General features: G+C 62.6%; 9 protein-coding genes. 3 read left to right on the top strand and 6 right to left on the bottom strand.

The window, feature by feature from the left end; genetic code table 11:
* Nucleotides 1–239 precede the first annotated feature (239 nt).
* The 3 genes from ACEN42_RS26610 (at nucleotide 240) to ACEN42_RS26600 (ending at nucleotide 3,587) form a co-directional block, all read left to right on the top strand.
* Nucleotides 240–584: a cupin domain-containing protein gene (locus tag ACEN42_RS26610; RefSeq protein ID WP_371884880.1), complete on the top strand. Its 345-nt coding sequence runs from the start codon at nucleotides 240–242 to the stop codon at nucleotides 582–584.
* Nucleotides 585–780: 196 nt separating this feature from the next.
* On the top strand, nucleotides 781–1,842 hold the full coding sequence (locus ACEN42_RS26605) for an ABC transporter substrate-binding protein (RefSeq protein ID WP_371884879.1): 1,062 nt from the start codon (nucleotides 781–783) through the stop codon (nucleotides 1,840–1,842).
* Between the two features lie 20 nt (nucleotides 1,843–1,862).
* A complete protein-coding gene (locus ACEN42_RS26600) occupies nucleotides 1,863–3,587 on the top strand; it encodes a GMC family oxidoreductase (RefSeq protein ID WP_371884878.1) in 1,725 nt (574 codons plus the stop codon).
* On the opposite strand, the gene ACEN42_RS26595 is transcribed toward ACEN42_RS26600, so the two are convergent.
* The 6 genes from ACEN42_RS26595 to ACEN42_RS26570 are packed head-to-tail and all read right to left on the bottom strand — an operon-like array spanning nucleotide 3,575 to nucleotide 9,885.
* Nucleotides 3,575–5,002, bottom strand: a complete 1,428-nt coding sequence (locus tag ACEN42_RS26595; RefSeq protein WP_371884877.1) for an aldehyde dehydrogenase family protein — start codon at nucleotides 5,000–5,002, stop codon at nucleotides 3,575–3,577. The genes ACEN42_RS26600 and ACEN42_RS26595 overlap by 13 nt on opposite strands.
* A gap of 20 nt (nucleotides 5,003–5,022) precedes the next feature.
* Nucleotides 5,023–5,820 carry an ABC transporter permease gene (locus ACEN42_RS26590; protein WP_187606665.1) on the bottom strand — a complete coding sequence of 266 codons (798 nt, stop codon included), beginning with the start codon at nucleotides 5,818–5,820 and terminating at the stop codon, nucleotides 5,023–5,025.
* Nucleotides 5,817–6,728 carry an ABC transporter permease gene (locus ACEN42_RS26585; protein ID WP_238292147.1) on the bottom strand — a complete coding sequence of 304 codons (912 nt, stop codon included), beginning with the start codon at nucleotides 6,726–6,728 and terminating at the stop codon, nucleotides 5,817–5,819. The genes ACEN42_RS26590 and ACEN42_RS26585 overlap by 4 nt, the downstream gene beginning before the upstream one ends.
* Nucleotides 6,725–8,059, bottom strand: a complete 1,335-nt coding sequence (locus ACEN42_RS26580; protein ID WP_371884876.1) for an NAD(P)/FAD-dependent oxidoreductase — start codon at nucleotides 8,057–8,059, stop codon at nucleotides 6,725–6,727. Before ACEN42_RS26580 ends, ACEN42_RS26585 begins: the two co-directional genes overlap by 4 nt.
* Nucleotides 8,060–8,061: 2 nt before the next feature.
* On the bottom strand, nucleotides 8,062–8,775 hold the full coding sequence (locus tag ACEN42_RS26575; RefSeq protein WP_187606663.1) for an HAD-IA family hydrolase: 714 nt from the start codon (nucleotides 8,773–8,775) through the stop codon (nucleotides 8,062–8,064).
* A gap of 33 nt (nucleotides 8,776–8,808) precedes the next feature.
* The gene (locus ACEN42_RS26570; protein ID WP_035503914.1) at nucleotides 8,809–9,885 is read right to left on the bottom strand and encodes an ABC transporter ATP-binding protein; all 1,077 of its coding nucleotides are present in this window, start codon (nucleotides 9,883–9,885) and stop codon (nucleotides 8,809–8,811) included.
* Nucleotides 9,886–9,892 lie beyond the last annotated feature (7 nt).

The raw sequence follows: 9,892 nt of genomic DNA, 5'->3' as shown, positions 1-9,892 counted from the left end.
CGTGCGCGATCCAAGCCCTTGTCTGCTTGTGGGGGCACTCGCTAGTGCCGGGCCATTAGGCCAATCGCCTGTGCCGCGGCCGGTGTGAAGTGCTTAGGCTGGGGATAGCTGTTTCTTTGGTTACTTTCTTTGCAGCAGCAAAGAAAGTGACTGCCGCCCCGCATAGGGGCAACGCTAATAAACCACTAAGAAACCGGGATCCGGCAACAAAAAAACCCAAACCATCAAAGGCAGAACCAATGAAAGTTCAACAGATCAGACAGAGCATTGCGATTGAGGGATTGGAAAACTGGGGCACAGCGGGCCTTCCCGGCCCACAGGAAATCAAAATCTCCGGCGTGCAAAAAGTCATCCCGGGCAGCGAGGCCATCGATACCGGCGTATTCGAATGCACACCCGGCACGTATCGCCGTTCGATCAAGCAGGCAGAAGTAATGCATTTCCTGGCGGGCAACGGCCGCTTCACTCCCGACGGTGAAGACACGATTCATTTCACCGGCGGCGATACGCTCTTCTTCGCGGCGAACACCGAAGGCACATGGGAAGTCGATGAAACCATGCGCAAGGTCTATGTGATCTTCTGAACCCGCGACAGAACGTGGCCATTTCACTGACATAACATCAGGTCATGGTCACTCCAACAATTCCGGCGTTGCCCCCGCGTATTTGACTCAATATATTTTTAGTCATCCACGCGCCGTCTCCGCTTTCGGTCGAAGCCATGCGGGACCGCGCGATCCGCAAGACATCCGCTTCAACCGTGTCGAGGAAAACGCCGTGATGAACATTGCAAGGTTCCGCTGTCCGCACTTCGCCGTTCGCCCGCTCGCCATGACTTTGCTGCTCTCCATCGCAAGCGCGGCGCCCGCGTTCGCAGCGGGCAAGATCACGTTCGTGTCGCAAGGCGGCGCGTATCAGGAAGCGCAGACCAAGGCGATTCTCGACCCCGCCGCGAAACAGCTCGGCATCACGATCAACCAGGACAGCACTCCGGACGCGTGGCCGCAGATCAAGGCGCAAGGCGCGACCGGCAAGCCGATCTGGGATGTCGTCGATACGCCGCCCTCCAACTGCCTGCGCGGCGGACGCGAAGGCCTGCTGGAAAAGCTCGATTTCTCGAAGATTCCCAACGCGGCGACGGTCCCCGAGAAATACCGCACGCCGTATTCGGTGGCGTACGAGTTCTATTCGACCGTCATCGGCTATAACAAGAAGACGCTCAAGAAGGTGCCGCAAAGCTGGAAGGACTTCTGGGACGTGAAGAACTTTCCCGGCACGCGCGCGCTACGCAACGATCCGATGACCGTGCTCGAAGCCGCGCTGCTCGCCGATGGCGTGCCGCGCGACAAACTCTATCCGCTCGACGTGGACCGCGCGTTCAAGAAGCTCGAAGAGATCAAGCCGAACATCACCGTATGGTGGACTTCGGGCGGACAGTCCGCGCAATTGCTACACGACGGCGAAGTCGATATGACGATGATCTGGAATGGCCGCGCCAGCGCCGTGATGAAGGATGATCCGGACGTCGCCTTCACGTTCAACGACGGCATTCTGCAGAACACGCAGCTTTGCATCCTGAAGAACGCGCCGAATCTGAACGATGCCGTGCGCTTCCTGAACGCGGCCCTGTCGCCGGAATTGCAGGCGAATCTGCCGCTGTATATCGACTACGGTCCGGGCAATCCGGCCGCATTCAAGACCGGCAAGATCACCGACAAACGCGCGGCCGAATTGCCGAGCGCGCCGGCCAATGCGGCGAAGCAGGCGCTGCTGTCGGAGGACTGGTGGGCATCGGAGCCGGGGATTCAGGCGAAGGCGCGCTGGCTCAAATTCATGCAGTAGCGCGGCCTTAAGCGTCTCACGTGTTCGACTATCTGATTCTGGGCGGCGGCTCGGCTGGTTGCGTGCTGGCCGCGCGCCTTTCCGAAAATGCGCACGCGAACGTATGTCTCGTCGAAGCGGGCCGCGATATCTCCGCGCACACGATGCCCGATGCCATTCGCAGCCGTTATCCGGGCCGCGCGTATCTCGACACGCGCAACATCTGGCAGACGTTGAAAGCGCGCATGAGCCGCAGCGCCGCCACGCGACGCTACGAACAGGCGCGTCTTCTGGGCGGCGGCTCGGCCATCAACGCACTGATGGCCAATCGCGGCGCGCCCGCCGACTACAACGAATGGGAAGCACTCGGCGCGTCGGGCTGGAACTGGCAAACATGCCTGCCCTACTTTCGCGCGCTCGAAACGGATTGCGATTTCAGCGGCGCATTGCACGGCAGCGATGGCCCCGTGCGTATCCAGCGAACGCCGTGGCCGCGCATATCGCCGTTCGTGCGCGCGGTCCTCGGCTCGCTTGCCGAAAGCGGTCATGCATTGCACGACGATCAAAACGGGCCTTGGCAAGACGGCGCGTTCATCGGTTCGATCGCGGTCAGTGCGAAGGGAGAACGCATCCCGACTTCCGTCTGTTATCTCGACGATGCCGCGCGCGCACGCAGCAACCTGACGATACGAACCGGCGAAGTCGTCGAGCGAATTTTGTTCGACGGCAAGCGTGCGACCGGCGCGCGCATCGTGCGCGCTGACGGCACGCGTGAAGACCTGAAGGCGCATCGCGTGATCGTATCGGCGGGTGCGATTCATAGTCCCGCATTGCTGATGCGAAGCGGCATCGGTCCCGCCGATGAACTCGCCTCGCTCGGCATCGACGTGCTCGCGGATCGTCCTGGTGTCGGGCGCAATCTGATGGAGCATCCGTCGATTGCCGTGTCCGCATATCTGCCGCGCGCCGCGCGCACGCCGTTTGCGGACGAACATCACGAGCAGGCGATCGTGCGCTTCTCTTCCGGCTTGCCGAATACCGTTCAAGGCGACATGCATGGCGCGATCCTGTCGCGCTCGGGCTGGCATTCGGTCGGATATCGACTCGGCACGATCTTCTTCTGGGTCAACAAGTCGTATTCGCGTGGACGCGTGACGCTTGCATCGGCGAGTGCATTCGATGAACCCGATGTCGATTTCGCCATGCTCTCCGATTCGCGCGATCTCGAACGGCTCAAGCTGGCGTTGCGCTTCGGATCTTCCGTTTTGTCATCGCCATCGATGAACGCGCATCGCGACGCGATCTTTCCGTCGAGTTATTCGCCGCGCGTGGCCGCGGTGGCTGTTCCGGGCACATGGAACGCGGTGCAGCGCGGCGCGTTGAGCGCGTTGCTCGATATCGCCGGACCGTTGCGCAATCCATTGATCGAGCATGTCGTGACGCAGGGCGTGACCATCGACGAACTGCTCGAAGACGATCACGCGATGACGGCGTTCGTGAAGCGTTCGGTGGGTGGCACCTGGCATCCGTCGGGGACATGCCGCATGGGGGCGTCGGACGATCCGTTGGCCGTAACCGATGCGCGCGGCGCGGTCTATGGCGTCGAAGGTCTGCACGTGTGCGATGCATCGCTGATGCCGTCGATTCCGTGCGCCAACACGAATGTGCCGACGATCATGATCGCGGAACGCGTGGCGGATGTGTTGCGTGGCACGGCGCATGACAAACGCGAACCGGCCACGCGCACGCTCAACTATTCGCCATAACCCACAATCCCCTTCACCTCAAGAAACGCCTCCAGCCCCCACTCCCCATATTCACGCCCATTCCCCGACTGCTTGTAGCCACCGAACGGCGAGCCCGGGTCCCACGCCGGATAATTGACATAGACGCTCCCCGCGCGCATTTTCATCGCCACACGCCGCGCACGTTCCTGATCCTTCGACTGCACATAAGCCGCCAATCCATAAGGCGTGTCGTTGGCGATGGCGATCGCTTCTTCCTCATCGCGATACGGCATGATCGCGAGCACCGGTCCGAAGATTTCCTCGCGCGCGATCGTCATCGACCGGTTCACGTTCGCGAACACCGTCGGCTTCACGTAGTAACCGTGTACGAGTCCATCAGGACGTCCGGGGCCGCCCGTCACCAGCGAAGCACCTTCTTCGATGCCGATATCGATCAGCCGCTGCACGCGCCCGAACTGGACATCGCTGACCACGGGGCCTATCGTCGTCGCCGGATCGCCGGCCGGTCCCACCCGATGCCTGCGAGCCGCGCGCAACGCGATCTCGGCAGCCTCGTCATGCCGCGATGCGGGCACCAGCATGCGAGTCGGCGCATTGCACGATTGACCGCTGTTGCTGAAGCACGAGTTCACGCCCGCGGTCACGGCGGCTTCGAGATCGACATCGTCGAGCAGAATGTTCGCCGACTTGCCGCCCAGTTCCTGATGCACGCGCTTCACGGTCGGCGCGGCCAGTTTCGCGATTTCAATGCCCGCGCGCGTCGAACCGGTGAACGACACCATATCGACATCGGGATGCGCGCTCAATGCCGCGCCGACGGTCGGTCCATCGCCATTCACGAGATTGAACACGCCTTTGGGCACGCCCGCCGCATCCATGATCTCGGCGAACAGCACCGCATTCATCGGCGATACTTCGCTCGGCTTCAGCACCACCGTGCATCCCGCCGCAAGCGCGGGCGCGACCTTGCACACGATCTGATTGATCGGCCAGTTCCACGGCGTGATGAGCGCGGCCACGCCCACCGGTTCGTGGTTGACGAGCGTCGTGCCCTTCCTGCGCTGCCACGGAAAGTTCTCGACCGTGCGCAGCGTCTCCTCGATATGCCGCCTGCCGAGCGCGGCCTGCCATGCATGCGCGAGCTTCGTCGGCGCGCCGATCTCGCGCGAGATGACATCGGCCATCTCGTCGTAACGCGCGATATACGCTTCGAGCATGCGCTCGAGCAACGCGACGCGTTCTTCCACATGCGTCTGCGAGAACGATACGAACGAACGCCGCGCCGCCGCCACCGCGCGATCGACATCGCGTGCATCGCCGAGGGCGACTTCGCCGATCGATTCTTCCGTCGATGGATCGATGACAGCCAAACGCGTGCTGCCTGAAGGCTCGACCCATTCGCCGTCGATATAAAACTGCTGTAGATGTCGCATGTTTTTCCGTAGTGAAAGAGTCAGGCCCGCGCGGCCGACGATGAACGCCTGCTCACGACGACGATCATCACGAGGCACAAGGTCAGCGCCGTGAGCATCGTGCTGATGGCGGCGATGGTCGGATCGATCTCATCGCGCAACGTGACGAACATGCGGCGCGTGAGCGTCTGATTATTGCCGCCGGAAATGAACAGCGCAACGACGGTTTCATCGAGCGCCTGAATGAACACGAACACCGCGCCGGAAATCACGCTGGCCTTGATCTGCGGCAGCGTCACCGCCATGAATGCGCGAAAGCGGTTCATGCCGAGACTGCGCGCGACCATCTCCTGCGTGCGATCGAACGTGCGCAAGTCCGCGCCGACGGAAATCAGCACATAAGGCAATCCGAGCATCGTATCCGCGATGATGAGTCCGCCGAGCGTGTTCACATAACCCATCTGCGTGAATACGAAGAACACGCCCACCGCGACGATGATGATCGGCACCATCAAAGGCAGCATCAGCAGCGGTCGCAGATAGCGCAAGGACCAGTGCGATCCGTACTGAATGCCATAAGCCGCCGCGACACCGACCGGCGTCGCGATGAGCGCCGCGCACGTCGAAGCCGCGAAGGTGGTCTTGGCGGCATCGATCCACGCGGGGTTATCGAAGAACGCGTGATACCAGCGCAACGAATAAGCCGGCGGCGGAAACGTCAGAAAGCGCGCATCGGAAAAAGAAAGCGGCACGACGATGATCACCGGAATCATCAGGAACGCGAGTATCAGCATCACCGTTGCGCCCAGCGTCACGCGTCCAAACGATATCGAGTTCATTTCGCCCCCAGCGTCTTTTCGAGCGGAATCACGCGGCTCACGCCGTAGAAGATCGCGAACACGCAGATGAGCAGCACCACGCTCACCGAACTCGCCGCGCCCCAGCTGTTATAGATCTCGACGTTGCGGCTCACGATCATCGACACCATCATCGACTTGCCACCGCCCATCAGTTCCGGCGTGATATAGAAGCCGAGGCACAGCACGAACACGAGCGTGACGCCCGCGAGCACGCCGCTCATCGACAGCGGCAGGAACACGCGCCAGAACACATGCAAGGGCGATCCGCCGAGACTCGCGCCGGCCTGCGAGAGATTCGGCGGTATCTTCTGCATCGCGGAATAGAGCGGCAGCACCATGAACGGCAGAAGGATATGCACCATCGCGATGATCGTGCCGAACTGGTTATACGAAAGCTGCAATGGCCGGTCGATCAGGCCCGCACCGAGCAGCGCCTTGTTGATGAGGCCCGTACGTTGCAACAGCACGAGCCAAGCATAAGTGCGCACGAGCACGCTGGTCCAGAACGGCAGGATCACCATGCCGAGCACGAGCGCGCTCCATCGCGGCGATATCGACGCCGCGAAGTACGCGACCGGATAGCCGAGCAATAGCGTGATGGCCGTCACGATGAGGCTGAGCTTGAACGTCAGCAAAAACGTGTCGAGATACGCGCCCGTGAAGACGCGCCTGTAGTTCACGAGCGAGAACACGCCATCGTGATAGAAGGACTGCCACGACAGCCATACGAGCGGCGCCACGAGCAGCACGACGATCACCAGCAGCGCGGGCGCCATCAACAGCAGCATCGTGCGATCTTCACGACGCTGATGGCGCACCGAAGGGTCGATGGTCGCGGCTTGCATCACGGCGGTGTCCTGGAGAATCCGTTTGGCTGTCGTCATCATGCACCCACGGCGTCGAGAAACTGATACCACGCGGCGACGAGCCTCACGCCCGGCGCGCGCAGCGCATGGAACGGCACGGGCCGCAAGCCGTCTTGCGCGAGCAGCGCGAGTTCCGGCTTGTCGCCGAGCGCCAGCGCAGCCGCGTGCTGGCCGATGAGGCTCGCCATCGCGACGCCCGTGCCGTTGTAGCCGAGACAGAACGTGGTGGCGTCGTCGCTGCGTCCCACGTGCGGCAGCGCATTGAACGTCATGCCGACATAACCCGACCAGCGATATTCCACGGCTACGTCCTTCAGTTGCGGAAAGAGCGCGACCATCGCGCGTTGCAGCGCATCGAAGCCGGTCGGCTCGCCTTCCTTGCCGAATGCATCGCGGCCGCCGAACAGCATGCGGCCATCGGCCTTGCGGAACCACTTCATCATGCGGCGCGTTTCCGTATAGCTGCGGCGATTCACCATGAGTTGCGAATCGAGTTCAGGCGATAGCGGCGCCGTCGCGATCATCGCGCTTCTGAACGGCACGAGCTCACGATGATACGAAGCGGTGGCATCGGTCAGATTCGAGTACGCGTTGGTCGCTACGATCACCTGCTTCGCGCGCACCGTTCCGCCGGGCGCATTCAACAGCACGCGGCCGTCCTGCGTGCGCGACATGTCGATGACGGGTGTCGCTTCGTAGATCGGCACGCCGCGCGCGGTCAGGGCCGCCGCGATGCCGCGCACGTATTCGAGCGGGAGGATCGTGCCCGCATCCGCGCTCAACACGCCGCCGACGAATTCCTTCGAGCCCGTTTCATGCGCCACTTGCGCGCGCGACAGCACGGTCATCGACGTATCGCCGAGCGTCGTGCGCACCCAGTCCGCTTCGGCGCGTATCGAGTCGAATGCGCGCTCCGTATGGGCGCATCGCAGGCTGCCGGTGTGTTCGAACTGCGCGCGAGTCAGCTTGAACTCGTCGATGAACGCCTCGACCGTGCGCACGCCTTCATGCGCGAGCCGATGCATGCGCTTCGCCACATCGACGCCATGTGCGCTCGCAATCGCCGGAAACGAGAGACGAAACTTTGACGACACCACGCCGCCATTGCGACCGCTCGCACCCCAGCCGACCGGATTCGCATCGAGCACCGCGCATTCGACGCCGCGCTTTTGCAGCGCATAGGCGGCGCTCAAGCCCGAATAGCCCGCACCGATGATCGCCACTTCCACGCTGATGTCGCGTGCGAGCGGCGCACCCGTGCTGACCGGCGCGTCCATCGTGGGGACGCGCGCGACCATCGCCCGCCAGAGCGAATCGGGTTGCGGGCGCGATGGTGTCGTCGGGGCGCGCATCGTCACGCGGCGGCGCGCACTTCGTCATCGACGGCATCCGCGAGCGCCGCGAGCGTCGCGAACTTCCACGTCGGCGTCGTGACGGCTTCGGGCACCGGCGTCGCGCCGAAGCCCTTCATGCCTTGACGCCGCTCGATCCAGCACGTCGCATAACCGAGCTTCGTCGCGATGCCGATATCGTGATACTGGCTCTGCGCCGTGTGCAGAATCTCCTCGAACTTGTAGCCGAACGCGGCCTGACGTCCGCGGTTATATGCGAAGAATTGCGGATCGGGTTTCGCGACGCCGGTTTCATCGCAGCACACGGTATCGTCGAACGGATTGCCGAGCGTGTGCGAATACGCCGACAACGCGACGCGGTCCGCATTGGTCATCGCAACGAGCCGAAAGTGCTTGCGCAGCCGCTTCAACGCAGCGACGGAATCTTCGAATGCGGGCCATTCGAGCACGTCGCGCTGAAACGCGGCGGCGGATTGCGGATCGTCGGGCAGGCCGAGTTTCTTCGCGAGATGCAGATACACGTTCGCCATCTCATGGCTCGATCGGCCCGGATGCTTCGCGCGCCCTTCCATGTACGGCTCGAAAATCTGATCATCGGTCAGGTCCTTCGCCTTCGGCCCGCCCAGGCGGCGCACGGAGTCGAGCACGCCCTTTTCGAAGTTGATCAGCGTGCCGACGACATCGAACGTCAGGACCTTGAAATCGGTGAGATTCATTGCTTCATCCTCTACGGGTTGCGGTGAAAAGAATCAGGCCGACACGACGATCGTGTCTTGCGGATCGAGCGCGACGGTCATCGACGCACCCGGCGCGGGAATGCGTCTGCGCGCGTCGTGGCCGCCGGGTTGACGCAGGCTGATCGCGGTGCCGTCGGCGAGCGCGGCGAACACACGCAGGCTCTCGCCTTGATAAAGCACTTCGGTCACGCGGCATGAAAGACGGTTCGCGTTCGCATGACGGTTCTCGCCGTCGATGACGAGCTTTTCCGTTTGCACCGCGAGCAGCAGCTTGTCACCGCTCGGCAACGGATGCGCGGTGCGCAGGACGGTATCGCCGAGACGCACGGCATCGTGGCCGGCGCGCGTGACATCGAGCATCGTCGCTTCGCCGATGAAGCTTGCGACGAAGGCATCGCACGGGCGATCGTAGAGACGCTCGGGCGTATCGATCTGCACGAGCCTGCCGTCCTTCAGCACGGCGACGCGATCGCTCATCGTGAGCGCCTCGCGCTGATCGTGCGTCACGTTGACGATGGTCGCGCCAAGCTGCCGATGCAGTCTGCGCAATTCGATCTGCATGGTCTCGCGCAATTGCTTGTCGAGCGCGGACAAAGGCTCGTCCATCAGGATCAGTTGCGGCTGAAACACGATCGCGCGCGCCAGTGCGACGCGTTGCTTCTGTCCGCCCGAAAGCTGATGGATGCCGCGGCTTTCATAGCCTTTGAGCTCGACCATCGCGAGCGCTTCGGCGACGCGCTTCGCCCATGTCGATTTCGGCTCGCGACGCGCGCGCAACGAGAACGCGACGTTCTCGCCCACGCTCATATGCGGAAAGAGCGCGTAGTTCTGAAACACGATGCCGATATCGCGCTTGTGCGGCGGCGCGAATGTAATGTCTCGCTCGCCGACCCACACGCTGCCCGAAGTCGGCTGGACGAAGCCGCCGAGAATCCCGAGCAGCGTGGTCTTGCCCGAACCCGAAGGCCCGAGCAGCGAGACGAACTCGCCCGGCGCGATATCGAGCGATACGTCGTCGAGCGCGGTAACGCCGCTGTATCGCTTGGTCGCGGACCTGATCGACACTCCTGTTTTCGCGCGTGCATCCATGGCGTTC

It is taken from the genome of Caballeronia sp. S22 (assembly GCF_964261745.1).
Taxonomy (GTDB): Bacteria; Pseudomonadota; Gammaproteobacteria; order Burkholderiales; family Burkholderiaceae; genus Caballeronia; species Caballeronia jiangsuensis.
This window is presented reverse-complemented; position numbering and strand designations above follow the sequence as displayed.

Coding starts and splice junctions, on each gene's coding strand:
- ACEN42_RS26610 (WP_371884880.1), top strand. CDS start 240: ATGAAAGTTCAACAGATCAGACAGAGCATTGCGATTGAGGGATTGGAA.
- ACEN42_RS26605 (WP_371884879.1), top strand. CDS start 781: ATGAACATTGCAAGGTTCCGCTGTCCGCACTTCGCCGTTCGCCCGCTC.
- ACEN42_RS26595 (WP_371884877.1), bottom strand. CDS start 5,002: ATGCGACATCTACAGCAGTTTTATATCGACGGCGAATGGGTCGAGCCT.
- ACEN42_RS26590 (WP_187606665.1), bottom strand. CDS start 5,820: ATGAACTCGATATCGTTTGGACGCGTGACGCTGGGCGCAACGGTGATG.
- ACEN42_RS26585 (WP_238292147.1), bottom strand. CDS start 6,728: ATGATGACGACAGCCAAACGGATTCTCCAGGACACCGCCGTGATGCAA.
- ACEN42_RS26580 (WP_371884876.1), bottom strand. CDS start 8,059: ATGCGCGCCCCGACGACACCATCGCGCCCGCAACCCGATTCGCTCTGG.
- ACEN42_RS26575 (WP_187606663.1), bottom strand. CDS start 8,775: ATGAATCTCACCGATTTCAAGGTCCTGACGTTCGATGTCGTCGGCACG.
- ACEN42_RS26570 (WP_035503914.1), bottom strand. CDS start 9,885: ATGGATGCACGCGCGAAAACAGGAGTGTCGATCAGGTCCGCGACCAAG.